A 26,573-nucleotide genomic window follows, 5' to 3' on the forward strand; every position below is an offset into this window, starting at 1 on the left:
CATGGGGTTGCGGCTAACGCAAAAAACCCCGTCGGTCACAAGGCGCGAGGCCTTGCTTGGGTCCATGGGATTGGTGGTCGTTCGCGCCTGACGAAAACGGACGAAGGCTGCCACGGCGATGGCGAGCCCGATCGCAGCGGGGAGGCTGCCGAATCGGTTCCATGGCGAGGCGATCCAGTGACCGAGCGGCATCCAGCGGTGCAGTGCCCACATGAGGGCGGCCGCGGCCAGCATCACGATTGGTGGCGGAATGCGAGGCTTCATAGGGGCGAACGAGCGCGGGCGTGGAGAGGCGCTTTGTCGAAAGGCGTTTTCGGACACCAACGGCGTTCCAATCTTAGCAAGCTTATCCGATGAGTGTTCCCTCGGATCGTCCGCCAAAACACAGGTTCCAACTGGCTCAATTTTCGGTCGGCGTAAACAATGCAAAAGATCAAAAACGAACGGCCCCGCAGAATCGAAGGGTTGATCCGGAGCGGTCAATCAGAAACCATGAAAGTGGACATCGAATGGGCAACGGCTATTGCATTTTGTGTTGATCACCCCGAACTCGTAGAAGCTGCCAACGAAGGTTGACACAGATCGTGCAACAACGTGACACCGGCCAAAACACGCCAGCGACGGAGTAAATCATTGGGTCATGCGCTTCACGGCGCGCTCCGCGCCGACCTGTTGGACAACAACACAGCGATTCCATCAAAACCCGCAACCAGTAGCGTTACACCCCGATTCCCCCCGCTCTCGTCCCAGCGCCGCACGCGCCTCATACAAAGGTATGAACCCGCCACTCCTTCGCAGGAGGCGCGCCAGCCGTTCGTAGAATAGCTTTGCCGCTCGCAAGCGCCTACCCTTGTCTCATGGGGACAAGGACAGCACTGCGGAGCACATCATGAACACGCTGCACAACTGGATCTTCATCGGATTCAACGCCTACGACGAGTACACGTTCGTGCCCTGGCTGAACCGGAACGTATATCGGCGCACCGTGGACCTGAGCCAGATCTGTATCCTGTAACGCCACGCCAAGGTCATCCGTTCGCGCTGACGCCATCACTGCGTGCCGGCGAATCACGATCCCTGATGCCCTCAACGAGCCGCTCAAAGTGAAAAAGATAGATGTGCCGACGTTTCCTTCGATCCCGTGCGGTCCGGAAGACATCACGTTGAACGAGGTCCCCGCCGGCAAAGCCCGGACCGGGCCGGAACCAGACGGGATGAGCGGAATGCCCGCTCACGCAGCGTTCCGGGCTTCGGCAAATTCGACAGGCGCCGCACGGCAAAATGCGATTGCATCCGGGGGCTCCCGCAGCCTGCATCGTTCACGCATGACTGATGGCCGACGCCTCCGGCGCCTTGCCCCCCTCCCCTTCAGTCGCAGCAGGAGATGGAGCCATGAAGACAATGGCTCACGATAGCGTCTGCATGTCGAATGCCGTTGTCTTTCCAGCCGACCATCAAGCCGGCGCGCCCATTCCCGCTGAAGGCAGACTGAACCGAAACGTCGCGCCATGCGTGGCGTTGTTGGATGCCGAGATTGCCCCTCCGTGAGCTTCGATGATCGAGCGGCAAATCGGCAACCCCATCCCCATTCCCTGCAACTTGGTCGTGAAGAATGGGGCAAACACCCTCCCCGCATTGTCGGCATCGATGCCCATGCCCGAGTCCCGTACGGCGACAACCAGTTGCCCCTGCCCGTCCTGACTCGATTCGATCAGCAGTTCGCGCGGTCTGTCGCCGACGTCGTCCATCGCCTGCATGCCGTTGATCACCAGATTGATCAATACCTGCTGAAGCTGAACCCGGTCTCCCAGCAGCGGCGGAAGCCCTGAGCCGAGTTCCAGGCGCAGCGCCACGCGATGATCCGACACCTCGCGGTTGATGAGGGATACGACATCGCGAACGACATCGTTGATCTCCAACTGCGTCTTCTGCGGGCCGGCCCGCCTGGCGAGCGAGCGAATGCGCTGCACGATCTCAGCCGCGCGCCTGCCGTCGCCGATCATGCGCTTGACACACGCGCGCACCTCGTCCAGATCCGGCTGCGGTCGGTCGAGCCATCGCAGACTCGCCTCGCCGTCAGTCACGATCGACGCCAGCGGTTGGCCCAGTTCGTGTGCGATGGATGCGCTCAGCTCTCCAAGCGTCGTCACCCGCGTGACATGCGCGAGTTCGGCTTGTGCCTCCTGAAGCTGCGCCTCGGCTCTTTTCCCAGCCGTGACGTCCATGATGGCACCCATGAATTGCAGTTGATTTGGCTTATCCGTCGCCACATGCCCCACCACGTGCACGTGCTTCACCGAGCCGTTCGGCATCAGCAAGCGATGTTCGCAATCGAAATCCTGTCTGGTGGTTGCGGCCTGCCCGATCACCTGCCTGACGCGCGAAACATCGTCAGGATGCACGCGTTGCAACACGAGTTCGATGGAGGGATTCACGGACGGCTCGAACCCGAAGATACGGAAAGTCGGCTCCGACCAGACAATCTCTCCACTCGACGCATTCCAGCCAAAACTTCCGGTGAGGCTCAGATTCTGTGCTTCCGCCAGAAAGACCGCCTGGTTTCGACGCTGTATCTCGTCGAGCCGGCGGACCTGCCTGATCAGTGCGGTCACGACAAGTGAGGTGATCAGAAACGCGACCAGCTTGGTGAGATCATCCCCGTAAAACACCTGCAAGGTGAACAGCGGCGGCGTAAAGAAGTAGTTGAGCAGTACGACGGCGACGATCGAGAAGATGATGGATGAAACATAGCTGTCCATGCTGGACAGCAGGACGATGACGATCAGATAGATGAACCCGGTCGTGGCAATGCTGAGCTGGAGCCGGAAGCACAGCCAGGTCACCGCGCCCAGGGCAGTGCAGCCGACGACCCAGAGCAACATCAGGTACCGGATGCGGTCGACCCCATGCATCGCCATCCATTGCACGGGCGATGCCGGCCATTGTTTCCTTCCCTGCAGCGGTTCGAAAAGCGAGGTCATGATGACGTTTCCTGATAACTGGCAATCCGCCTATACGTTCGTATGATTTTCTTCCGGCGATTCACGTTCTACGCTTTCAATCAACGAATGAAGCGGTTTCAACCCCTGGGCTCTGGCACCGCAACCCGAGGTCTATCTGTTGAGTAACGATCAAATAGTCTCCATCGTCGACGACGACGAGGCGGTTCGCCTGGCGACGTCAAGCCTGGTGCGCTCGCTCGGATGGCAGGCGCGCACTTTCGCGTCGGCCGAGGAATTCTTGCAGTCCGGATGTGCAGGGAAAACTTTGTGCCTGATTTCCGACATCATGATGCAGGGCATGTCGGGGATCGATCTCCATGACCGCCTGCTCGAACTCGGATGTGCGCCTCCAACCATCTTCATGACCGCGTATTCGACCGCCGCGCTTCGGGCAACCATTGAGGCGAAGGAAGTACTCGCCTTTCTCGATAAACCGATCGATGCCACGGCAGTGGCTTCCTGCCTCAAACAGGTTTTAGGTCAACCGTAGCGTTCCAGCTCGTCGTCATATCGGCACACGTCAGAATCGGCCCGCCTGTCACGTCTTCCGATGCTGGGGGGAAATGCCGATGGCTTCCGCCTTGCGGACCAGATCGGCCACCGAACGCGCTGCCATCTTCTTCATTGCCTGACCGCGATGGATCTTCACGGTGATTTCGCTGAGATTCATCTCGGAGGCGATTTGCTTATTCATGAGTCCGGCCACGACGAATGCCATGACTTCCTGCTCGCGTGGCGTCAATGATGCGTAGGACGTGCGTAGTGCGTCTGTCGAATGCTCGGCGGCAAGGCGCCCGGCATCGCGGGCCAGCGCTTGCGTGACGGCGTCCAGCATGTCCTGGTCGCGAAACGGCTTCGCAAAGAAGTCGAGTGCGCCCGCTTTCATGGCCTTCACCGTCATCGCGATGTCTCCGTGTCCGGTCATGAACACGATCGGCATGCGCAGGCCGCTCCTGGCCAGCTCTTCCTGAAAAGTAAGCCCGCTCTCCCCGCGCAGCCTGACGTCAAGGATCAGGCAACCGGGCACCTCGCGCTTGGGAAAAGCGAGAAATTGCTGGGACGATTCGAATACTTCCACATTCAGTCCCACTGACCGCAGCAGGCTGCTCAGCGATAGCCGTACCGATTCGTCGTCGTCCAGGACGTAGACCATCGATTCCCCTGCCTCACCAGCACGGGGGGCCGAATTCATCTTCATCCCCTGTTCAATCGTCGCGCACTCATACGAAACCGGCACCTGTCGCCATGGGCGGTTCTTGTCGGGCGATGGCTGCCAGCACCCCCTCGCCAATTATTCTAGTCGTTGAAAACACGCTGGAATAGCGCAATCCGGTTGCTTGCAGCGATTCCATGTCCTTCGCGATTTCGTATTGTCGTACGAAACGGCAACTTCTCATGACGCTTGTTGCCAACTCGAACGTGGCCATTTGACGCGACGTAATACACCCATGTCACACCTCGTGAGTTCATCGGCGAACTTTTGACTGTCCTGCCTGTGTCCGAATTTACCAGAACGCGTATCCGGGCGATGGTCTGCGCAGACCGCGGGTTTCGGCGCACGCGGATGCTGGAGGCTTGGGCTGCCCGGCCGCCTGAAGGCCCGGTTTTGACGTGTGTGGCGGATAATAGGGCGTTTGACTGTTAGTTGTGTTTTTGAGTTTCACGGGTGACCGGGAACGGTGAGACATTACGGGAGCCCGAGGCGAATTTCTGCCAGGGACGTCTCGAAGCGAAATCTCCGGGCATTCCTTATGGGTAAGGGCGACCATGCCGGGACCGGAAGCTGCCGCGCATGTGGGGCCAGCGTTGAGTGTCCCCGTGGGGAACTTCCGATGACGACAATCGCGACCCGATCCATGACACGCTAATGAAACCCGCGTCGCGGCCGGCGCTAACCGGTTGTGTCAGGAGTGAGGCGCCGACCGCTCGACAGCGAAGACGACCTGCCCGGTTGTGCGTGTCGTCGGGCACGGGGCAATTGGCCGAAGTCAGTGACCAAGTCCTGCATACGACCCGCCACTGCCCTACCCGCCTGACGGCCAGTGCAGCCTTTGAGGAGCCGCCTACAGGCGCCGACACGGTCGGTGGCCCAATGCGGTCTGATCTATGACGCGCGCCAAGGCGCGTGACGGAAACCATTGGCCTCCCTGTGCAATGAATCGGGAGGTTGCGTCGACGACCGTCTGGTTGCTGCCATCATCGAATACGGCAAAGACAGGTGCGACGGCCAACTCCACGAGGGCAAATTGCTGCTTTTCGAATCTGCTCAGGTCGATGCGGCCTTCAGCATCGAAGGTGAGAATGGAAAACGCGTTCCGAACGACGCGCACCGGGTTTCTGGCCACAAGCTCGACCACGACGCTGGCCATTCGCACTCGTTGCCCCGCAAAAGCGGGCAGACAGTGGCTTGCCGGATCTCGCAGCATCCGGTCGAACCGGGTGCTTGACAGCCGCCAGAGGGTATCGTCACGAGCGACCAGAAACGTTCGGCAAGAAAAACCCATGGTTTCCGCCCCTTGCATTAACGGTGATGATCGCCACGCTCGGCGAGATTCTCCAACGCGCCCTGCCAGCAGGAGATACGCCCATGTACCTTAAGGGTCTCTCTGGGGCGGGAGTGAGCGTCCGACTTTTCTGATCACGGACCTTCGCCGGCACACATTTGATAGCAGCACGAACGCCGGCTATATTGGCCTCGAGACGACGCGCTGGGCAGAATCGGCGCGCGAAAGTCCGTCAGCTAATTGCAAAACCGACCGTCGAATGTCAGCGTGAAAGCTCAGACCAACGCCGCAACTGGCCCAGACTGGGTCAAAACGTGTACCGCTGCCGTTCAGTGAAGAAGTCGACCCGCCAAAAACGCTCTGTACCGGCGTCGTGGCACTTCGGGAAGCATAAAGTCTGGGCCGCACCCAGCCGTTCCCACTCCGACCGTTGATCGCTGCCGCGACATTTCGACATTTGACTGTGGCAGAAAGTGCACCTTTTCGATTCAGCGCTGACATTTGATCAGTTCCAATCCCATTGCGTCCGCACAGTACGACCGATGCACATGCGACAATCACGCAACGTCCCGCCCAGGCGATTACACGTGATGGTGCAGTGATGACTGAGCAAACCTGCTTCCGTTGCGGCGCGAGAACGCCTCCGTACGATATCGTCAATGCCGCGTCATCAGACGGCACCTACCGCCTGCTCTGTAGCGGGTGTTTCAACGAGGACATGGCGCAGTGGGCGGACATTGTCGGTTTCGAACATCCGCAGTTCACACCCGTTCGTCTGCTCGACGCGGATGGCGACTCGCACGAATTCCACTTCCGCAGCCTTCTGCTCGGGGACCAGATTTCGCTTGAAGCGTTCGAACTTGCGGGCAACGACGAATCAGAAGGATACCGCTTCCAGATCCTCGACGAATCGCAATCGGACCCCTTCGTCCTGCTCGGAAAGCTCGTGCAGAAGATGATGCGCGCATTGTCAGTGAAACACCTGCACGAGGACGCTAGCGGCCTACAGGTCGCTGGCACGATGGTAAGAGGCCGTATCGAGTGGGATGGAGTTGAAGACGGCCGCCTGCCCTGTGTCGTCATCGACGGCAAGCGTGTGGAATGGAACGATTTCGGCGCAATCCTGATGGCCTTCGAAGGATGGCAGTTCAGGCTCGAACTGCTCGATCCGAGCGACGAGGCGTGATTCCGGAGATACTGTCCAGCCCAACTCTGCAGACGGACCCCAACCGGGATGTCCGTCGCTCACAGTGTCCGACGGTTCGCCGCTCGATCGCTGTCCTTGACTGGTTGTTGAATGACGCAACGGGCCAGCAGGCGGTTGCCTAGTGATAGTCATCCTCGCGCTGGTGCCGGACAGCGAGGATGCTCACCGTACTCGCGTCCTCAACCTCGAACAGAACAACATATCCTGCCGAGCCAAATGGCACGATCAGTTCGCGCAGAAAGGGGTTGTGTTCATCCGCCTTCCTGCACGTGAAAGGGAATTGCTCCAGGACTTCGGCAGATTTTCGCAACGCCTCCAGCGCGCGCTCCGCGGCCGCTATATCGCGGTCCAGCAGATATCTGTAAAGGCGCAGCACGTCACGACGGGCGCCGGCGGTATAGCGGACACGGTACGTCAATGGTCTTTTCCTGCCGTCCTTGCCGCCTGTAGCATGCTCGCCAGTTCCGCATGCACATCGTCAGCGTCGAAGTACTCACCCGTGCGATGGGCTTCGTCGCGCGCGGCCAGCCCCCGTGCAACGAATTCCCGCTGGAGCCGGCGCTTCGCAATACTTTCGCGGAGCGATGCCTCCATGAAGGAGGACAGACTCTCGTTCTCGTTAAGCACTTCTTCTGCAGCCTTGCGCAGCTCCGGCTCTACACGCAGCGCAGGGATCGTTGCAGTCTTCATGGCAAACCTCACTGTATTGCATTTGCGATACATTTTACCAGCTTACCGGGAGGCGTGCGCGACGCAAGCCGGAGCGTCGTTGACAAGACGTAGTGTCGACCTGCTTTCTTTTAAGCGGTACGCGAAAAGTGATCATTCTTTGATGGCAAGTCGTATGTTGGGATGGCGTCAAGCTGTTTCGACCGCCGCTCCGCCTACGTACGGATGTGCGATACTATGCGCATGTTTATGCGCATAGGAGTTGCGCATGATTTCCAGACAAATTCAGCAATCTGGAGAACCGGCCATATCTCAACCGGCGCGGAAAGCTACGCGCAAACCCACCAACGTGTCGTTGCCAACCGACCTGCTTGATCGCGCGAAACAGCTGGACGTCAACATCTCGCGCGCAAGCGAACGGGGTCTGCGCGAGGAAGTTCACGAGGCTGAAGCGCGCGCGTGGGCGGCCCAACACGCGGACTTCATTGCCGAGTTGAACGCACGCATCGAGCACGACGGCCTGCCGCTTGACGAACACCGGATGTTCTGATGGCCCGTTTTGATCTGTATAACAACCCTTCATCCAGATCCAGGGCGAAGTCGCCTTACCTCCTCGATGTGCAGAGCGATCATCTGGGCAGTCTGATCTCGCGGGTCGTTATTCCGCTGACACGCGTGGCTGGCAATTACACATCCGGAAAAGTCGCACAGGATCTGGCGCCGATCATCGAGATCGGTGGCGAAATGTTCATACTGGAAACGCCATTCCTCGGCGCGATCAGAACCAGTGAGCTTGGTCCTGCGACCGGAACGCTCAAATCCGAACAGAGCCGGGTTCTGGCCGCACTCGATCGGCTGTTCGGCGCTTACTGATCAACCGCGGCCGGAAATTACGCTGGTCATGCCAACCGCGCGCATCAACGGCCGGAATGGGGCCGACGATCACCCGTCGCGTTCGGCCGTAGTCGACCCACTGCCGCCTGTCGCGCGGTCCGCCGTCGAAGTACAGCTAACCGGGGCACAACGGCCGTTCCGTTGGGCACCGGGTACGACAAATCATCGGCCATTACGCTCATCCGCAACCGTCGTGTCCCGTGCGCACGAGCGGCCGCTTACAAGCGAAGCCTGGGACCGGAGGCCGTGTAATAGAACTGCAATCCATCCTGTCCGTCAGAACACCACGAAAGCTTTAGCAAACCCGGACGTCGCCATCAAAGTCATATCAGTTCAACTGCGGTTTAGCAAAGCGAGTGTCGGACAGATCCGGATTAACTGTCGCCTGCTCGATCACAATTCGTTCCGGCTGCCTCATGCCCTCACCGGCCGTCTCCATCACGAACGGGATCATCACACCGTTGACCTTGCGGTAGTCGCGCAGCGTCGTGACCATCGTCCGCGTGCGCGTACCGACCTGCCGGGTACCATCGACCTTGACATCAAGAAAATTCCCTACGTCCACCCAAACGTGGCGGACGTCGCCGTTTTGCAGGGTGACCTTCAGCTTGTACGCACGGCGCCCATCTACGGGTTCGACGCCTTCCATCGCAATCTGGCTGCCTTTGGCAGCAGCGTCGATCAGCAGGCCATCGAGATCCTGCTGGTCGGCGGCGAGCTTCAATTCGGTGGGGTTGAACGGTTGCACGGTTGAATAGCCGAGATACGGACGCGAGTACCACCCTGCAGTGCCGTCGTACACCTGCACCGCGGTCTTTCCAGCAAAGTCGACTTCAAGGCGCACCTTGCGCGGCCGCTTCATCTCGATACGGTAGGGCAATGCAATCACGGTGCCCTCCATCGCGCCGCCCTTGCTGGTCATGGCCTTTTCGAGCATGTGACGCTTGGGCGAGGAACTGGGCGGGTTGTCGACTGTTCCTTGCGGCTCAGGGTGAGTACGTCCCACATCCATCTTGCCGGCGAAAGACACGGCATGCACCGCACGCCACGCTTCAAGACCGCCACGCGCGGCGACATTTTTCGCCACCACCTGCGCGGCGCTCATGGTGGCTGTCTCGGCCATGGTCGGCACCGGGGCCAACAGGGCGAGCGCAATGCCGGCGACGAGCATGAGGCTCGCGCCACGAAAATTCAGGTCTGCGTGCTTCATCATTTGAACCCCTTCTGCAAAGAGCCAGGTCAGACTATTCGACGATCAGGTCGTCCGCGACGAACCGGCCAATCTCAATGTTTATTCGATTTCCACGCTTCACAATCTGATTAGCATTTCCAAAAATCATGTAGTACGTCCGACCTTGCTCCGGCGCCGCGGTCTGCCGCAACTCACCGATGTTTTCGAGCGCTGGAACAGCCAGCTTGGCACCGCTTGCTTCATCGATAAGATACGGTTTCGCATGACTGTCGAGCAGCGCCTTGGCTTTGTCCGGATCGGTCACGCGATACTTGAACTGCAGCATCCAGCCCGAGGACACCAGTTTCACGCCGACAATATCGACGCCCCAGTTGCTGTCGAAATAAGGCGCCCGGCGGACCCGCCACGCGTGCGCCGCATCGCGGGGATCCACCGCGCTGGTAGTGGCGGGGCTGACGCATGCGCCCTGCCCTGCCAGTACCAACAAGACGCACACCCCGGTCAATGCACGCAAGCCTGGACGCATCATGGGGCCCCCGGCAGAGTGATGCCCGGAATGGCTAACTGCGGCATCGTCGCCCCGGTTAGCGGCATCGTCGCCCCGGTTAGCGCCTTCACCTGCCTGGCGACGGCAGCGAGCATCGACTGCGGCGTCAACGCGAGCGCCCCTGGAACAGTCACCTGGGTGGCGCCGATGTCGACTCCTGACACGCGCCCCAGCGCCGGACCTGCCGCGCCGCCAAAGTCAAACCTTGTGGCAGCGACAAGACTCTGCGGGTCGGCGAGCACCCCGTTGTTGTACGCAGATCCCGTACCCATCACGTGGTAGTCGCCATACGCGACATAGCCAGGTTGCAGCGGATCGGACAGCGACAGCGGACCGTATTTGAGGTCGACGAAGTTGCCCGCCTCATCCAGCGTCACGCCCGCAGCGAGACTGAACGGCGGCAGGAACGGCTGGCCGGGTTCGAACTTGAAGGCCGGGTTGGCGCGCGGGCCATTGCAATAAATCTTCGTGAGGCCCGGATCGTTGGTCGAGACGCCAGCACCCGTCGTGCTGTCGTATACGGAACCGCCGGGTGACACCACCGAATTGTTGATATCGGTCAGCCGGAAGCTGGACGCAGTGGCCGAACTGTCGCCAACCGTGCCGATATCCCAATAGGCGGGGGACCCGGTACAGGCGCCCGCAGCGGGAGACACCGGCAACACGGTGCAGTTCTGCCCCGCATCGGCAACGTTGTTGCTCGAGCAGACTTTGGCCGCGCCCGTGCTGGCGTCGACGAAGAACGACCGGTTATGCCAGATGATGTCGTTAAACAGTACCGGATTCGAGTAGCTGTTATGCGCCTTGGTCGCCGTGACCGGTACGCCAGCCGACGCGGTTGCCGGCAAGGCTGCGAGCAACGCAGATGAAGTCAGCTCGGTACTGATGCCAGCCGGGCTCGGGTACGCCGTGGTCGGCCCACGCCCACCGGTGCCGAACAGCGACCCGGCAATCGCGGCGCTGTCGTTGCTGGCGATCGTATTCTCATGGATCGCCGCATTCAACACATCGACGAGAGAGATGCCGCCGCCGGACCAGCCCGCAACGTTGTTGGCAATAATGTTGTTGGTGACCGTGGCACGGTACCATTTCGCCGGATTCCGCGGGTTCGTCACAACGTCGTTGCCGTTCACCTGTTGCAGGCGGATACCACCGCCGTGCCCGCCCTGCGCAAAGTTTCCGACAATCAGGTTCGAGTCGATCGTGATGTTGCCCGTCCCGTTCGACAGCGTGGTGGCAGATGTCAGATCGCCTTCGATGTCGATACCGCCACCGTGCACGGCCGACGTCTGCTGCCAGCTCTGGTTGAACAGGATCTTGTTGTGCGCAATCGTCCCGTTCATGTTGACACCGATCGCGCCAATGCCCCCACCATTGCCGTTGCTGTAGTTGCCACAGATGAAGTTGTAGTTGACCGCGTAATTGTCGGTACCCGTGCAGATCGACACTCCGGCGCCGGAGCCGGTTACGTTCACGCTGCCCGCACCGGGCGTCGCCTCAACCGTGCCGTTCCTCGTGATCGAGTTGTGATGGATGCGGACGTTGTTGTCGTATCCATAGCCGTCCGCCGGTGGCGTTTCCTCTTCAAACGGGCTACCGATCCGCACGCCGCCGTGCATCGCGCTGGCGTTGCTGAAAATTCGGTTGTTGGCAATCTCGAGTCCATGCGCCCAGCCGTTGACATAGATCCCGCCACCCGCATCGCTGCCAGTAATGCTCAACCCGTCGATGCGCGAACGGGCACACAGGAAGTTCGAGTCGGACATCTTCCAGCCAGTCGGCGTCAAGGTGGTCGCGCTCGGGACCCCGTTGTTATACGACGTCACCTTGAAATAGCTGCTTGCCGCATTCATCGGAGAAGCTGAATTGGCACTGCAGTCGCTAGCCGTCAGCGGCGTCAAACCATCGAGCCCGACGCCCTTGGCAAGCACCGTTATGCCCGCGCCCTCCTCCGTTGCGAGGATGGTCGGCTCGAGAAGAATGACACCTCCGGTAATCGGCGCTTGCGTCGGCAACGGATCAACCTGCGGATTGGTCACCAGTTCGCCCGCGCCGCCTGTGTCGGCGGTCCCTCCGCTGCTGCTCGGCGCAGTCGGGTTGAGGCCGAACAGCTGATTGATGCGCGGCCGCCAGTCGTCGAGTTTCTGCGTCGGATACTTGGCCGCGTTGATCGTGACCGAAGCCGCGCCGACACCCTGCAGCCTGACCGGCTTCCACATGATGACGAGTTCAGGATAGACGCCCGCATCGACGATGATCAGGTCGCCAGGCTTCGCGGCGTCGATCGCATCCTGGATAGGATGCGGGAACCCTGCGGCATGGCCGCTCCCCGTGGGGGCCGCAGCCGGGCTGACCACGACCGGCGCCGCGCCGCCGATGTCGACCGTCACGGCATCCACGCTATTCGTGCCGGTGGCATTCGTGATGGTGAGTTCACCCGTGGTCGTGCCGCTGGCAACGGTCCCGGTAATGAGACCGTCCGACCACGACAGGTTAGTGAGCGGCACGCCGTTCACACTTACCGTGCCCGCCGTGGCGCCAAAGCCGTAGTGGCGCTTGATCGTGCGCTGGTTGAACGGCGCGGCGGTCGCGCTCGGACCCTGGTACACCGGGTTCGGCACATCGACATCGCCCAGCGCGGTGATACGCAAGGTATGTGTGCCATCGGCTGCCGCCACCCACGGACCCACTTTGTCGCCGTCCACCCGCTTGATCCCAGGCGTGCTATCGGGGTAATCGCAATCCGGCGGGCTGTAGCCGTCCGCGAACGCCGCGACGGGCAGAACCGGCGTATCGAGATACACCGTCGCGCCCGGCATGAACGGATTGGTATAGCAAAAGTTGCTGAACGACGGATTGAAGAGCGGGTCAGTAATCATCTGGCCGTAAGTCGCCGAACCCGGACGCGTATCCAGCACCGGACCGGGATCGTTCATACAGGTGACGAGCATGTTCGGCGAGTAACCCGCCGGATTCGGCACATTCACCTGCCAGGTGGACGGCGTCATGCCGTTGTAGGTGCCCCACTGGTCCGAGTAGGTGCGCGAGATTTCCACGCCGTTCATGTCGCGAATCGACACCGGTGCGTAAGACGCTGCAAACTTCTCGCCGAAGTCCGGCGATGCGGCGTTGATCTCGCTGGCGGCGTCGTCAAGGATGAGCCCCGTATAGTGCGACGCGACAGGCGTATTGCTGAACACGAAGAAGTTCGCGGGCGCCGACATCTGGTCGCTCAGCGTGACTTCCTTGCGGTCGCACAGCGCCTTGGTCGCGCCAGCAAACGGTGCTACCTGGCCCGAGTTCGGGAAGAGACTCATGAAATCGGGAACGGTATGCTTCGTGCCGACGCAAGCTGGAAACTGCTGCTTCGCGCCTTTGAACCCGAGGGTTGTCGTCGGGTTGTTGGGGTTGCCCGGGTTGTAATACGCGGCCACCTGCGCCTGGTCGGGGATGATGAAGACATTCGACAGCGAGGCGAACTGCTGTGCAGCCGGCGCCACCCATGCGTCGCCGATCAGGATGTTCTTGTCCTCCTCCTTGACGACCTCGTAACCCGGCGGCGCAATCATTTCCACGACGTACTTGCCCGGCGTGAGCGCGTGGCCGGCCGAATCGGTCGTGAACGTGTACGCGCCGTCGTACACAGCAGGCTGCACCTGATTCCACAAGTGGAAGCCGTCGTAACACCTGAACTGGTTCGATGTCCCAAGCGTGTAGGACAGGAACGGATCAGCCGGATCCTGCCCCGGACAGATCATGTTCGGGGCGCCGCCTGCCGTCGTGCCGTTCGCAAAATCGTCCCAGCTCGTCGTCCTGGTCGAATTGACGAGCGTGAGACCCACAGTGCCGTCGGCATTCGGGGTTTCGCGGTACAGATTGATCTGCACCCGCGGCACGCCCGGCTCCCACATGAACTGAACCTCGAGGCTCGGGTCGTCGAAACCGCGGGTCGACGCATACACGACCATGCCTTGAATACCGCCGTTTTCGCCGACGGCGAATGGTCGCTTGCCCCAGTCGATCATCTGGGTCTGATTGATGAAGCCTTGCAGCCCCTCATAGAGCACCTTGCCGGAATCGACACGGCTCGTTACGTTCGACACGCCCGGCGGCACCGCGCCGTACGTCTTGCCCGAGACAGGATCGGTCCATGCATACGACGAGTTCAGAATTCCGCCCGTCTTCGAGCACGGCTGCGTACTGTTCTGGTTGCTGCTGCCAAGCGTTCCCTGTCCGGTCGCCGCGTTATACGTGACACAGTCGACAAGACCGCCGCCGTCGACCGTCACGTTGACGCCCGTGCTGGCAAAACGCGTCCTGTCGGATTCGACGACGTACCAGTTGAACAGCGGAAACAGTTCATTGAAGATCGCGTTGCCGTCGGAATTCGTCAGCAACGTATTCGACACAGAGCCGTCACGGAAGCGGATTCGCACCGGCACCTGGGCAACGCCCGCTTCGCCGGGGTCCCGTACGCCGTTGCCGTTCGAGTCGATGAACGTGCTGGCTTCGAGGCGCGTGAACCAGCTGAATACCGGAACATCGCCCATCGAGACCGGCCCTGTCGGAACGAGATTTCCGTTCGTGTCAGGGGTCGGCTTTGCCGTGACCTGCACCGCTTTGGACGCAATGATCTGGTCGAGCCATTGATCCCAGACCACCAGCATATAGTTGCCGACCGGGATATTGTCCAGCTTGAAATTGCCGTTCGGGTCGCAGGTTGCAAAGCCGATATTCAAGCCAGTTTCGCCCTGCTGATTCAAGCCGACGAAACAGGTGGTCGATGCAAGCGGCGCACGCGAGGCGGAATCCCACAATGTTTCCATGACGGGGCGCGACATGTGGAGGCTCGTGATGCGGCCGGTCACTGACGTCGTCGCGAGCGGGATCGGCCCGGTAACGGGCGGCCCCTCCGTATCGCCGTTAGGATTCGTGGGCGGCACCCCCCCCCACCGGCACGTGTGTTGCGATCACGTTCTGCTGCGCAATGTGCGCGGGATTCACGAAGCCGATGAACGTGTGAAATCCTGGCGGCCCGAACTCCTGGAAGTACGGCGGTTCGCCCGATTTCGTGAACGCGTCCTGTCCGGGCGTCCCTTCGAGCGTGGACACCTGATACCAGGTCTCCCCTGCACCTTCGCGCGCCGCACCCGGGTGCGCAATCACGTCGAACCGTCCCGGCATCAAATTCTTGACCAGCGCCTGGCCCTGCAGCGCGTAATCCGCGGACGGATTGGCCGGGTCCTTCGGATCACTCGGGCAGGTGATGACTACCCCGGTCAAATCCTTGCCTGCATAGCTAGGGTGAGTCGATGGCGTGGCCGACGCGGTCGGGCTGTAGACATTTGGACAGCCTGGCGTCCCTAGCAGCGCGTTCGTCAGCGGTTGATTGAAAGTATCGTACGTCACCTGGCCGATCGGGTCGCCGCTGCGGCCGGCCACGTCCCAGATCGCGATCTCAAAGCCGCCGAGGCCATGTTCATTGGCGTCGGGATCGCCGTTGGTCGGATTGCTGTCTTCGAAGATAAAGATCGACAGCTGCGCCGGCTTGAGCGGATTGGGCTCAACCTTGATCGTTGCGGTCTGATACGCGCCGTTGACAGGCGGCGGGACCGATATGCCGCTCATGGTGTGGCCGCATTTTGCGTCGTTGGCGGTCGCCGAACTCGGCGTCAGGCAGTCGGGGTTGATGAGCGGATCGTTGGCATAGCCGGCGATGAACGGATTCGCTGAATCGCCCGGCAGGATCGAAATGAAATACCACTTGGCAGGATCAAGCGCGACATCCCCCGGCATGGACCGTGGTTTCGCTTTCGCGACCGTGCCGCCATTCGATTGCGCGTCACCACAGCTCAGCGGTCCCGTGCAGCCGGCCGCCACGACAGGCATGTGGCTGCGGAAGAAACTGGTCGCGAGACTCGGCTGCGGTGTGCCGTTGACGACCGGCGGCGTCGTGCCGGGTGTCGGGTTATGCCAGGTCTGGTCCTCTTCGATGATCCAGCCGTAATCGTTCGGTAACGCCATCCCGTTCTGCGCATCCAGCAGATTCACCGGCAAGCCGCTGCCAGCGGGGAAGACGACCGTGGCCGTCTGCGCCGCGCTCGACGTGCCCTGCGAATTGACGACGACAAACTGGAACGTGCAGGTCGCCGGCGCAGCCGAGCACGGCGTGGCAGTGAACGAGCCGTCGGAATTCACTGTGACCCACGCGGGCGCCGTGCCCGAGAGTCGCGCGGTAAGCGGGAAATTGCCGGGATCGGCAGCGCCTGCCAGCAGACCGGCGCCGCGCGGCACTTTGATGAGTGACGACACCCGGCTCGGATAGGCGCTTGCCGCCGTGTTGTCGTATACGCGTGCGCTCACGGTCGGCGCAGCGCCCGTCGCCTCGAACGCCAGCGTGACGAGCGCGCAAGCGGTCCCCGCATTGCCGCAGTAGGTGAACGTATCGCTGCTCGGGCTGGTGGTCGGGGTCGGCGCGCTCGTGATCGTATAGGTGAAGGTGCCGTTCGTGTTAAGCGTCACCGTGCCGTGGGCCAGCGTGATCGTGGTCGACGTAGCGCCAGCGGCCGGCGTCACGCCCTTGATGACGACGTTGGAAACGCCGATGTCGTTGCTCAACACGTTGTTGCTGAACGTCGTGGCGTTCGGGGCCAACGTGTAATTGTCCGGATTCGCCTGAGCCGCGACCGCCGGCTTTGCACTGCTGCCGATCGTCCGGTTCAGCGCCGCGGCAAATGTGCCGGGACCCGCCGTGACAGTCGTTGCGCTAGCAATGGCCAGGTATCCCTCGAACCCGCCCGCGGTCTCATTGGCAGTCGTCAGACCCAAGGCGCGGTCGAAGAATGCGAATACCGCGTCGACGTACGATGTTGCATTCTTTGCCGGATGCACCAGCGCATCGATGGTCTTACCCGCTGGCATGTTCACTTCGTTCTGCATCTTCGGCATGCCTGGCGCGACATTGCCGTCCTCTGCGATGAGCTGCAACGGCTGACCGACAACGGACGGCACATGAGTACGCAACCCAGCGTTGACCATCCGCACCAGCACATTCCCGCTTAGCGCGTTGTAGTCACTTCCCTTGAGGTCCGGCATCGCCACGGAGGTGCCACTGGGATTGGACTGGTCATAAGACTTGCCGTTGACGAGGAAGTAGGTCGGCGCATAGTTGACCGCAGCGGGGTAGCATGGAATTTGCGCTTGCGCGACTCCGTTGACGACCGGCGCGGCCTTCTGGGATTGCGCGCATTGCTGGTCGTTCCAGCGGATCGTCTCGCGCGTGCCCGCGACAGCCGCTGCGTCCACCGCCGCATTCTGGACGGCATCGATCTCCGATAAGAGCAGAACCGCGTCCATGTCATAAGGCACATCGGCGAGCGAAGCGAGCGCTGGCCCAGCGTTCCGGTAAGCGCCCGGAAACGCCTTGCCCTCGGCTCGAGGGTCGTTCGACAGATGGATCTCAGCTTCCTGGGTGCCGGCGCCCTCGACTTCGTACAACGGCGCATAGGTGACGACCAGCACGCCGTACAAACCCATCGGAGCCTGCATCGACGGATGGCTGCCCGTCTCATAGAGGTACGTGCCCGGCTTGAGATACGTTGCTTTCGCACCCGCCGCTGCGATGTTGGTATCCCATGTGTAAGACACCGTTCCGCCCGGGGCTGCCTCCTGCGCAAACGCGCGGGCACGAGCGGCTTGCTGCGGCGGAACAAATCCTGCCGAGCCAGCGGGCACCGCCGCGTTCGCTGGCCACGTCGTCGTGGTCACCGCCGGATGGACAATCGGCGCTGCATCGCGTGTCGGCTTGCCGGCGCTGCCGCCAATCTGGCCGAGAATCACCAGTGACGTTGGGGTTCCGGCAGGCAGACTGTTCGTGAGATTGATACGCAGTTTGTTGCCGACCGGCACCACAATGGTCGGCCCCGGCGCCCAGACGTTATTCGGCACCGGCGTGGTCGATCCAGCGGACGTCCGCGAGCAGACATTGGCGTTGTCCAGCGTGCCGCCCCCGAGTGCCGCACCCTGCGTCGGGTCATTCGTACAGAAGCCCCACATGGGAACGATCGCTCCGTCCGGGAGCGTCGTCGACATACGCTGCGCAGTCAGATTGACCGTCGTGACCGTTTGCGCGGACGCGAGCGATGCCAGGAGCATCGTCACGGCGCACACACACGCTGACTTCGATGTCAGTCGATCGATCAGGGATCTCATGCTTACGACTCCTTTGGTGCACTCGTGTCACTGCGACTCGTCAATCTTCGCGGCCGGCGGATCGATGATCATCATCATCATCATGCCGCCCGGGAAGACGTCGTTGGTTGTAATCTCGCGCTCGTCGTGCGAGTGCCACATGAAGGCGTAACCAGCACTGGGGTTCTGGCTTGCAAAACCCGGCGGAAGCGGAGTCGAGATGAACTGCGCACTTCCGCTCGGAATGCTTTGCAGACCGAGATAAGGCGTCCCGCCATACCACAGACCGTTGGCAACGATATTCGGATCAGGCGGCGTAACCGGGATCGGCTTGTTGTGATCCGCACTCCATTCGCCGTAGTTCGGAGTGACGCCCGGGATAGCGGCCGGATTGCTCGCGTTGGTGTAGTAGCCGTTGAGGTCCGGATAGCACGGCGCCGGGTCGCCATTGCCGGCGGTGCTCGGTCCTGCTGGCGCACCGGCATACGTGTGCCCATAGACATCCCAGTTCAGCCCCTTGCCGGTCCATTGAAACAGCGCGTCGACGGTCTGCCCGGATACTGTCGGGAACGTAAAGATCAGAGGCCCTGCAAGGCTGAGCTGATCGACAGAGGACAGCAGAAGGTTGCCGTCACGGGCAAGCACACGCGCGTGATTGCCGTGGATGTGCAGTGGATGCTGTATGCGGCCTTGACCCACTGCACGGATCAGCATGGTTTCGCCGGGATGCAAGTGCGGATTGCCGTTGTACGGTTGATTCGGATAAGCGGACGAGTACGGGCCATCCATGTCGTCCGGCATCGAGCGGCCGTTAATCAGAAAATAGTTCGGGTGGTACGGCTCGGTTTGCACGGCGATCGGCGCACACGTCGCCGTTGGAGTGGCAGCGACTGTCGCATCGCAGTCCGTCACCTGCTGGAGGGCCGCGAGGTGAATGTTTGAGTCCATCTCCATGAGCTGGAACAGATATTCCCGGTCGTAACAGGTTTGCGGATGGTCGTAGGCCGCCGTGGAGAGCCGGTAGTCGGCCTGGGATCCAAGCGCGCCTGGCGTCTGACAGACCGCGGGAGGTGTCTTCGGCAAGACGATGACGACGCCGTAGAGCCCCATCTCGATCTGCAACTCAGGTTGCGTGCCGCTGTGGTAGACGTACGTGCCCGGCTTCGTCGCCGTGAACGAATACGTTACCGTGGTCCCACGTGTAGCCTCGCGCGCAAGAACGCCTGCTACGCCGTTGGTCGTCGACACCTTGAAGCCTGGGAAGATGATCGACGTATTGCCCGCGGCCACCGGCAATTCATTCGTGAGGTTGACCGTCACCGTGTCGCCTTCAGTGACAATCAGCGTGGGACCGGGCAACTGCATGACCGGACACGTGCTGATGGCAGTCAGCGCCGCAGGCGCGTAACCTGCGGGCGCCGCGGCAGCGGTCAGTCCAACCGCGCTTCCGGCCTTGCCGCAGCCGAAGCCCCACGTATAGATCGATGCGCCATCCGGCTGCGAAGTCGACCCAGCGCTCGCGACCAGATTGAATGTCGGGGTTTTTGCGCCACCCGTGATTCCCGGGACAGCCGCACGCGCCAGTCCGCAACACAAGCTCGTGACGACAGCCAGAATCAGCAGCATCGACATCGACCGGACGACGACCCCACCGCAGGTCTTGAATGAGTACATGACGGGCCGCTCCTATAAGACCCGGATCTCAGTCATCATTCCGCCGAAATTCTCGGCGTCGTTCGACAGGTGATCGAGCTGTGTGGTGTAGAGGAAGTACGTACCCTGTGGAATGTTCGTCACGTCGAGGATCACGTCGGCGGATTCCCCGCCGCCTATGGTCAGCGAGTTCGTCGTGTAGTACATGTTTGCGCCGGCCATGTCGCGTAGCAGGCGCGCATGAAAGCCGATGACGAGCATCGGCACGCCTTCGGTCGCCAGCGTGTGATACTCGGTGACGCTCAGGTTGGACACACGCAGCAGCGCACGCGTCTGTCCCGCGGTCTTGTTGATTGTGATGAGGGTCGGCATCGGTTGCGACACACGCGATACGCCATCTGAATCGAGTGTCGTAATAGCCCCGCTTGCGGTCGGGTTCGTCGCAGTGGTTGGCAGTTGCGCATAGCCTGGCACGCCGATCGTATCCGGATAGCTGCGACCGCTCAGCAAGAAATACTTGTCCTTCATATCCGCAAACGGTTCGGGATTGAAGGTCATGCCGATGAAGTGGAAGTTCGGATCAAAGCCCATCATCTGGATCGGATACTCGACATCGTAGCGAGTCGAACCGTCGCCGTCGTTATAGGCGTAAAGCGCGCCCGGAGCCTGCACTGCACCCGTATCCTTGCGCGGCAGCGGCGTTGAACACAGAACGTCTTTCCGGCAGTCTTCAGGCGGGAACGATGCATTCAGATAGTGCGCATTCGACGCAGTGCTGATCGGCTGCATCGGGTATTCATAGTCGTGTAACGCGGTATAGAGATTCGCGCCCGGCTTCAGGCGGTTCTGACGGGGACGCACGTAGAGTTGGCCTTCCATGCCCATTTGCAGATGCTCAGGCGGCGTGATATGGCAATGCCAGAAATAGGTTCCTGCGTCGGGTGCGGTGTAATAGTAGGTGAAGCTGCCCGCAATATTGATGGCCACCGATGCATCGGGTACGCCGTCAAAGAAAGACGACGCATTTGGATAGCCGTGGAAATGCACCGTGTGCTGCTCGAACAGGTCCGGGCGCATGATCATGCCGACGTTCGATAGCGTGAGGTAAAACTCGTCGTCCTCGTCTAGCGCCATCGTAGGCGCGGGCGCCTGGCCCGCGAGCACGCCGTTGTTCATCATCAAGGCGGGCTCCTTGATGGCAGCGTTATTGGGCGCAATGCCGTCGCCCGGGAAAGTCGCGCCTACGAACGTGCTGTTGAATACCGACGCAGGCTGGGTGCCCGGCAGACCCATCGAAATATCCGCAAGGCCCGAGAGCGGGCCGAACGCAAACAGATAGATTTGCTGACCATCGGCCATCGTTGCGTAACCGTCGCCGCCCGAGATGTGCTGGCATTTGATCTGGGGATTCGCGTTCGCTGCGGTGGGTCGTGCCGGGTCGCCCTGCACCATCGAGTCGACTTTGCCGTCGAGCGATTTGTGCAGCGTGGTGCCGTTCGGACACTGCACGCGGAATGACTGCGCGAACGCCGGTATCGAGACGACGAGAAAGAAAAACGCGGGCAGCACGATACGAAACAAGCGAGTACCAAACATAGATCCCTCCGCGAACGGACGAACTGCCTGCGCAACATACGCTGGCATCCAGCACCGATCCTTCAGATATCCACGCTTGGCCCGCCTGCTCGCGTATGCACGAGCGGCGATATGTTCAGCTTACGTTCGACATGTCTACATCTGCGCACGACCTTCGAAAGTCGCCATGCGGTGGATGATGCTGTCTACGAGCTGTTATTCCTGAAATCAGACTGCCGGGCTAGTGTCTTGGAAATGAGAGCACGCGTCATTGGAGAGAGACCCGCAAAACACAGTAGGAGATGTCCGACTCGGTGCCTGCGCGACCCGATTCGCAAAATGCGAAAGAACGGTCGATGCGTGGAATCGGGTGATTTCAAAATGGGGAAAACACCCAGATTGAAAATCACTCAATCTGGATCATCATTCTGGCCAGCCAGTACGCCGCAGCAGACCTGACAGCTCCTGCGCAGCGGGGTTATCGGCCAGTTCGAGGAACCCCGAAAAAGCGGGCCGATTTAGTCTTGCGCGGAGGCGCGTAAAAATGATCCGCTTAGTGTCCCGCTTCCTAGGCTGCTTAGGAGCCCACTTAAGGGCGCCAATATGCGATTCCTGACTTCAGGCTTGCTCGCGTTCCTGCTGATAAGCCGCCTAGCATATGCAGCGGACGCATCGAGCGCTGAGGCGCTGTATCGCAACGGCATCCTGCCGTCGGGCGCCCCGCTTGTCGGACAGCGCCTCGCAGGCGCATCAGTCAAAGGCGCCGATGCAGCGTGCGTCAATTGCCATCGTCGCAGCGGTTTCGGCACCGCGGAAGGGCAAATCATCGTCCCGCCCATCACCGGACACTATCTGTTCCGCCCAGCAAGCAGTGCGAACGACGATATGGACTACCGGTACATGCCGGGATACGTCAATCTCAAACGCCAGCCGTACACCGATCAGACGCTGGCGGAAGCCATCCGTCATGGGACGGGCCGGGACGGCCGCCCGCTCAACGAATTGATGCCGCGCTTCGATATCGACGACAACACGATGACCCAGTTGATCGACTATCTGCGCGGACTGTCGAGCACCCTTTCGCCCGGCGTCACTGAGGACACGCTTCACTTCGCTACGATTACCACTCCGGATTCGGACCGCACGAGCCGCGACGGAATGCTAGCGGTAATTCGACAGTTTTTTTCCGACCAGAACGAATTTCTGCGAGGCGGCGTCAAGCCGATGCAAAGCGACCGCAACGTGTTCTACCGGGTGAAGCGTCGCTGGCAGCTGCACGTGTGGGAACTGAGTGGACCACCGGAGACATGGGAGCGTCAGCTCCATGAGCATCTCGCCACCGAGCCGGTGTTCGCCGTCATCTCAGGCATCGGCGGCAACACATGGGCGCCAGTGCATCGATTCTGCGAATCCGAGGCACTGCCCTGTCTGTTTCCGAATGTCGACGTCCCCGTTATCGCCGAGCACGACTTCTACAACGTCTACTTTTCCAAGGGTGTCCTGCTTGAGGCCGAGCTGATCTCGGCGCGTCTGTCGCTCCCGCAGAGCGCGGCACTGGCGCACGGGAAATCGTCCGCCGACCGAAGGGTGATTCAAGTCTTTCAGCGAGGCGATGCTGGCGAAGAGGCGGCAGCGCATCTTGCGGCCCAACTTGCGGCGGCCGGTAAACCGCCGCCGCTCGACCGGCCACTCGACAGCGACGCCGCGCCAGGCGCGATCAACCGGGCATTGACTGGAATCAAAGAGGACGATGTGCTGATCCTGTGGCTGCGGCCGGGCGCACTTGCTACATTACCCTCCTCTGCGCCCAGGGCTACCGTCTACGTGTCCGGATTGATGGGCGGCCTTGAGCATGCGCCGCTACCATCGGCCTGGCGCGAATCGACGTTAGTCACCTATCCGTTCGATCTTCCTGTGCTGAGACGGGTCGCGATGAATTTTCCGCTCGCCTGGTTCAATATACGGCACGTACCGATACTGGATGAACGCGTGGAAGCAAACACGTACCTGGCATGCCAGATACTGGCGGATACGTTGTCCGGCATGCTCGATCTGTTCCATCGCGACTATCTGGTCGAACAGCTCGAAAATATGCTGAGCCGACGGCTGGTGAACGGTTATTTCCCTCGCTTGAGCCTCGCGCCAACGCAGCGCTTCGCGTCAAAAGGTGGCTATTTCATCAAGCTTTCCGGGAGTACGTCCGATGCGGTTTCGCCGCAAGGCAGTTGGGTCGTTCCCTAGCACTATTGCGTCCGTGTGACGTGAAAATCGCATAGCGGACCGGTTCACCCCGGTGTGCCCAGACGTGTAGCCGATTGTCTTGACAACCGCTCTGAGCCGACCCGAGCGCCGTTCGCAACAGCCACATCCTGGCCTGGATGTTGTGGGAGCGGGCCTCGTTCGCGAAGGACTGGTGCTGAACGCATTGACGTCGATTGTCCCTTGTCCTGATCGTGACTGAAAACCTTAAGCGGACGATCGCGCCGGCCGCAATCGGTTGACCGCGAACGTCGGCTTAGGATCGACCAACGCGATATCACGCGGCAGTGTTGGCTCCTTTCGGATGGGACGCCGGCATGCCCGGCATTGAAATGTTCAGCGGCGATCGCGGGTCGAGCAAGGCGGTGCGGATGAAATGCAGGTAGCTAAGCGTGCGCTGCAGTTGGTGCCGGTCTTCGCGTGGTGTGGCTGCGGCGTCCAGCATTTGCAGTGCGGCATCGATGCTGGTCGACGTCGCTTCACGCGACGCGACGAGCCGCTCGCGTGTCGGTGTACCGAACAAGGCAGCCAGGGCCTCCAGCATGCGTTGTATTTCGCGCCGCCACGCAGCCGAAGGCGCGTAGCATGCATTGTCCGGCAAGTTCGCCAGTTCGGTACGCAGGTCGATCGCAGCGTGGCCCACTTCAAGCACGGTGAACATCCACCCAAGCATCTGAGCTTGCACGTCGGGCCGGTCCGTGGTGAGCGCATTGGCCTGATGCATCAGGTCTCGCGTGCCGCTTTCCAGCGACCGACGGGCGCGCCCGAGCCGTTCCGTGCATGCGGCCGCCACTTGCCGCAGCAGGCTGCGCAATAGGCGATTGCGCTGCCAGGGGCTCGCTGGCGGCAACAGCACCGCGCACGCGACGGCGGTGACAAGCATCGAAACAATCAGCGCAATCGCATCGTTGATGAACGACGACGGATCGTAATGGATGAAGTTATCCGGACCGGCCAGAAAGCTGAAGAAGAGACAGTAGCCGATTCCGTACCCGGCCCAGCCCGGGCGCGTCGCGATCAGCATGCCGACCAGCAGGAACGGCACGAGTGCGGCGCAAAGCATGACGTAACCGTCGATGCGCGGATACACGAAGAACATCGCGATGAACCCTGCCACTGCCGCGAACACGGTGCCGCCGGCCATCTGCGAGGCGGTCTTCGCCGGCTGAGGCATCGATGCGACCAGTGCGCACGTCGGTGCCGCATTGAGTACCGCAGTGCCGCCGCTGGTCCATGCGGTCGAGATCCAGAACGCCGCGAGCGCAAGCATCACGAGTGTCGCACGCAGACCGGCGACACCTGCTGCAGTCGTGTTGGTTCTCGGCACGTAGCGCGCTTCGGTGCGTTCGCGTTCATGCAGATCCGCCGAAAGCGATGCGTACGTCAAGGCGTACGTGTGCATGTCGGCGACAAATCGATAGAGCATCTCAGCGGCCGTGTCGAAGTCGAGCAGGGCGACGCGGGTATGACTCTCGAGCGCCGTCCGGGTCTCGCCGATGCGCCGGGGCAGCGATTCCTTGAATGCCTGCAACTGCGCGGCCGCATGTTCGGCATCGGCCGCATTGCGCACCGGCTCGCCATTCTTCTTCAGCAGCAGGGGTGAGACTTCGCGCAAATACGGCGCGATCGCGTCGATGACCTCGTGCTGTCCATTTGCACGAATTCGGTTCATCAACTGATGCAACGAGTGAAAGCGCGTTGATGCGTTCATGAATTCGGTGTTCAGGCGCGAAAGCCGTCCACTGCGCATCCGCGTGCGCGGGTCTTCAAACACCGCGAAGCTGCGTAAGGCTTCGAGACCCACAACGTCGGCGACGAAGTGCGTATGGGTCTGCTCGGCACCCGCGCGGTCGGCGCGACCGGCAAGCGTGTCGGCGACGAATTTGGCAAACCTCGCATAGCGTGCGCGGACCACGGTGCGGAGTGTGTCGCCCGTATATTGCGGGAACACCAGCGCGCTGACCGTGCCAGCACAGACAATGCCGAGCGTGACCTCGGTCACGCGGGTGACCGCCGCAATGAACGCGCCATCTGGGTGCTGTGCGGCCGGGATACCGACCAGTGCTGCCGTATAACCGGCGAGTACGAAGCCGTACGAGCGGAAATTGCGGTTGCGTGCGGCGCCGAACGTACAGATGCCGACCCAGACCGACACGGAAAGCAGAAACAGTGTCGGCTCCTGCGCGAACAGCGCGATTAGCACAATCGTGACGAGCGAGCCGACCAGCGTCCCGGCGATCCGGTAGAAGCTTTTCGCGAGCACTATCCCGCTTTGCGGCTGCATGACGAGGAAGACGGTCATCATCGCGGTGCGCGGCTGTGGCAACTCGAGCTTCATCGCGATGCCCAGCGAAAGCAGCGCCGCGCCGGCCGCTTTCAGGATATAGATCCATGTGAGGCCGTCGGTGCGTGACCAGTCGAGCAGTGCATCGCGCCACGTGGAGGCCGACATGAGCTTGGCGGTGAGGGAGGCTCGCGCGTTCATCGCGCCGCCTCCCGTATGGTTTTCGCTGCGGCGTCGTGTTGTGCACGGGGCAACTGCGTTTCAGCGGTCAGCACCGACAGGTAGTCGGCAAGGACGCTTTTGAAACCGGTTGACTCGAGATCGTAACTCTTTCGCGCGACCGTAACCGAGCGTTGTGTCGCAGCCCGCTGCGGGTCGAATGACTGGAACGTGACGATCTGGTCGGAGCTGTCCTTCAGCGCGTGGACGATGGTCTGGTTGTATTGGTCAACCGCGACCGCAGCGCCAGCGATCATGCCTATGACCCGCCCGACGATCGGATTGAGACTGTCGTCGGTCGCTCCCCAGATACGCTTGACGCCGGCCAGTTGCAGGGTCTTTGCCAGTCGTTCGGCGACAGATGTCCTCGCCATGGTT

The 26,573-nt window shown here is 61.1% G+C and carries 21 protein-coding genes; 7 read left to right on the forward strand and 14 right to left on the reverse strand.

Annotation, left to right across the window (positions count from 1 at the left end; all coding sequences use genetic code 11):
• Positions 1–264: methyltransferase family protein (locus GNZ13_RS51840; RefSeq protein WP_407945710.1), on the reverse strand; the 264-nt coding region annotated here is incomplete at its 3' end.
• A gap of 159 nt (positions 265–423) precedes the next feature.
• On the opposite strand from GNZ13_RS51840, the gene GNZ13_RS46935 reads away from it, so the two are divergent.
• Together GNZ13_RS46935 and GNZ13_RS53685 are read left to right on the forward strand one after the other, a co-directional pair.
• Positions 424–576, forward strand: a complete 153-nt coding sequence (locus GNZ13_RS46935; protein ID WP_172177855.1) for a hypothetical protein — start codon at positions 424–426, stop codon at positions 574–576.
• Between the two features lie 313 nt (positions 577–889).
• Positions 890–1,015 carry a hypothetical protein gene (locus GNZ13_RS53685; protein WP_268959247.1) on the forward strand — a complete coding sequence of 42 codons (126 nt, stop codon included), beginning with the start codon at positions 890–892 and terminating at the stop codon, positions 1,013–1,015.
• 439 nt (positions 1,016–1,454) lie between these two features.
• Here the strand turns inward: GNZ13_RS53685 and GNZ13_RS46940 are convergent, their stop codons facing one another.
• Positions 1,455–2,981: a PAS domain-containing sensor histidine kinase gene (locus GNZ13_RS46940; RefSeq protein ID WP_172177857.1), complete on the reverse strand. Its 1,527-nt coding sequence runs from the start codon at positions 2,979–2,981 to the stop codon at positions 1,455–1,457.
• Positions 2,982–3,120: 139 nt separating this feature from the next.
• Between GNZ13_RS46940 and GNZ13_RS46945 the strand changes: the two genes are divergently transcribed.
• Complete coding sequence (locus tag GNZ13_RS46945; RefSeq protein WP_172177859.1) at positions 3,121–3,492, forward strand: response regulator transcription factor; 372 nt, start codon at positions 3,121–3,123, stop codon at positions 3,490–3,492.
• 48 nt (positions 3,493–3,540) lie between these two features.
• On the opposite strand, the gene GNZ13_RS46950 is transcribed toward GNZ13_RS46945, so the two are convergent.
• Together GNZ13_RS46950 and GNZ13_RS46955 are read right to left on the reverse strand one after the other, a co-directional pair.
• Complete coding sequence (locus GNZ13_RS46950; RefSeq protein WP_172177861.1) at positions 3,541–4,194, reverse strand: response regulator transcription factor; 654 nt, start codon at positions 4,192–4,194, stop codon at positions 3,541–3,543.
• Positions 4,195–5,065: 871 nt separating this feature from the next.
• Positions 5,066–5,371: a hypothetical protein gene (locus tag GNZ13_RS46955; protein WP_172177863.1), complete on the reverse strand. Its 306-nt coding sequence runs from the start codon at positions 5,369–5,371 to the stop codon at positions 5,066–5,068.
• A 736-nt stretch (positions 5,372–6,107) separates the two neighbouring features.
• Between GNZ13_RS46955 and GNZ13_RS46960 the strand changes: the two genes are divergently transcribed.
• The gene (locus GNZ13_RS46960; RefSeq protein WP_172177865.1) at positions 6,108–6,692 is read left to right on the forward strand and encodes a DUF7713 domain-containing protein; all 585 of its coding nucleotides are present in this window, start codon (positions 6,108–6,110) and stop codon (positions 6,690–6,692) included.
• A gap of 139 nt (positions 6,693–6,831) precedes the next feature.
• Here GNZ13_RS46960 and GNZ13_RS46965 read toward each other — a convergent pair whose 3' ends face one another.
• Positions 6,832–7,131, reverse strand: coding sequence for a type II toxin-antitoxin system RelE/ParE family toxin (locus GNZ13_RS46965; protein ID WP_172177867.1), 300 nt, complete (start codon positions 7,129–7,131; stop codon positions 6,832–6,834).
• Positions 7,128–7,403: a YlcI/YnfO family protein gene (locus GNZ13_RS46970; protein WP_172177869.1), complete on the reverse strand. Its 276-nt coding sequence runs from the start codon at positions 7,401–7,403 to the stop codon at positions 7,128–7,130. Before GNZ13_RS46970 ends, GNZ13_RS46965 begins: the two co-directional genes overlap by 4 nt.
• A 247-nt stretch (positions 7,404–7,650) precedes the next feature.
• Between GNZ13_RS46970 and GNZ13_RS46975 the strand changes: the two genes are divergently transcribed.
• Together GNZ13_RS46975 and GNZ13_RS46980 are read left to right on the forward strand one after the other, a co-directional pair.
• Positions 7,651–7,932 (forward strand): type II toxin-antitoxin system CcdA family antitoxin, encoded by a 282-nt coding sequence (locus GNZ13_RS46975; protein WP_172177871.1) that lies wholly within the window; start codon positions 7,651–7,653, stop codon positions 7,930–7,932.
• Positions 7,932–8,255: a CcdB family protein gene (locus tag GNZ13_RS46980; protein ID WP_172177873.1), complete on the forward strand. Its 324-nt coding sequence runs from the start codon at positions 7,932–7,934 to the stop codon at positions 8,253–8,255. The genes GNZ13_RS46975 and GNZ13_RS46980 overlap by 1 nt, the downstream gene beginning before the upstream one ends.
• A gap of 349 nt (positions 8,256–8,604) precedes the next feature.
• On the opposite strand, the gene GNZ13_RS46985 is transcribed toward GNZ13_RS46980, so the two are convergent.
• The 6 genes from GNZ13_RS46985 to GNZ13_RS47010 form a co-directional block, all read right to left on the reverse strand.
• Positions 8,605–9,489 carry a LolA-like protein gene (locus GNZ13_RS46985; RefSeq protein ID WP_172177875.1) on the reverse strand — a complete coding sequence of 295 codons (885 nt, stop codon included), beginning with the start codon at positions 9,487–9,489 and terminating at the stop codon, positions 8,605–8,607.
• Positions 9,490–9,520: 31 nt separating this feature from the next.
• Positions 9,521–9,982, reverse strand: a complete 462-nt coding sequence (locus GNZ13_RS46990) for a hypothetical protein (protein WP_154567092.1) — start codon at positions 9,980–9,982, stop codon at positions 9,521–9,523.
• 11 nt (positions 9,983–9,993) lie between these two features.
• Positions 9,994–14,856 (reverse strand): SdrD B-like domain-containing protein, encoded by a 4,863-nt coding sequence (locus GNZ13_RS46995; RefSeq protein ID WP_172177877.1) that lies wholly within the window; start codon positions 14,854–14,856, stop codon positions 9,994–9,996.
• An 82-nt stretch (positions 14,857–14,938) separates the two neighbouring features.
• Positions 14,939–18,226 carry a hypothetical protein gene (locus GNZ13_RS47000; protein ID WP_172177879.1) on the reverse strand — a complete coding sequence of 1,096 codons (3,288 nt, stop codon included), beginning with the start codon at positions 18,224–18,226 and terminating at the stop codon, positions 14,939–14,941.
• Between the two features lie 27 nt (positions 18,227–18,253).
• Positions 18,254–19,879 carry a multicopper oxidase domain-containing protein gene (locus GNZ13_RS47005; protein ID WP_172177890.1) on the reverse strand — a complete coding sequence of 542 codons (1,626 nt, stop codon included), beginning with the start codon at positions 19,877–19,879 and terminating at the stop codon, positions 18,254–18,256.
• A gap of 12 nt (positions 19,880–19,891) precedes the next feature.
• Positions 19,892–21,454 carry a multicopper oxidase domain-containing protein gene (locus tag GNZ13_RS47010; RefSeq protein ID WP_172177893.1) on the reverse strand — a complete coding sequence of 521 codons (1,563 nt, stop codon included), beginning with the start codon at positions 21,452–21,454 and terminating at the stop codon, positions 19,892–19,894.
• 582 nt (positions 21,455–22,036) lie between these two features.
• Here GNZ13_RS47010 and GNZ13_RS47015 point away from each other — a divergent pair.
• Positions 22,037–23,674, forward strand: a complete 1,638-nt coding sequence (locus GNZ13_RS47015; protein WP_172177894.1) for a cytochrome C — start codon at positions 22,037–22,039, stop codon at positions 23,672–23,674.
• A 295-nt stretch (positions 23,675–23,969) separates the two neighbouring features.
• On the opposite strand, the gene GNZ13_RS47020 is transcribed toward GNZ13_RS47015, so the two are convergent.
• On the reverse strand, positions 23,970–26,177 hold the full coding sequence (locus tag GNZ13_RS47020; RefSeq protein WP_172177895.1) for an FUSC family protein: 2,208 nt from the start codon (positions 26,175–26,177) through the stop codon (positions 23,970–23,972).
• Complete coding sequence (locus tag GNZ13_RS47025; RefSeq protein WP_172177896.1) at positions 26,174–26,569, reverse strand: hypothetical protein; 396 nt, start codon at positions 26,567–26,569, stop codon at positions 26,174–26,176. Before GNZ13_RS47025 ends, GNZ13_RS47020 begins: the two co-directional genes overlap by 4 nt.
• Positions 26,570–26,573: the final 4 nt, after the last annotated feature.

This window comes from Paraburkholderia elongata (assembly GCF_013177735.1).
In the GTDB taxonomy this organism is placed as follows: Bacteria; Pseudomonadota; Gammaproteobacteria; order Burkholderiales; family Burkholderiaceae; genus Paraburkholderia; species Paraburkholderia elongata.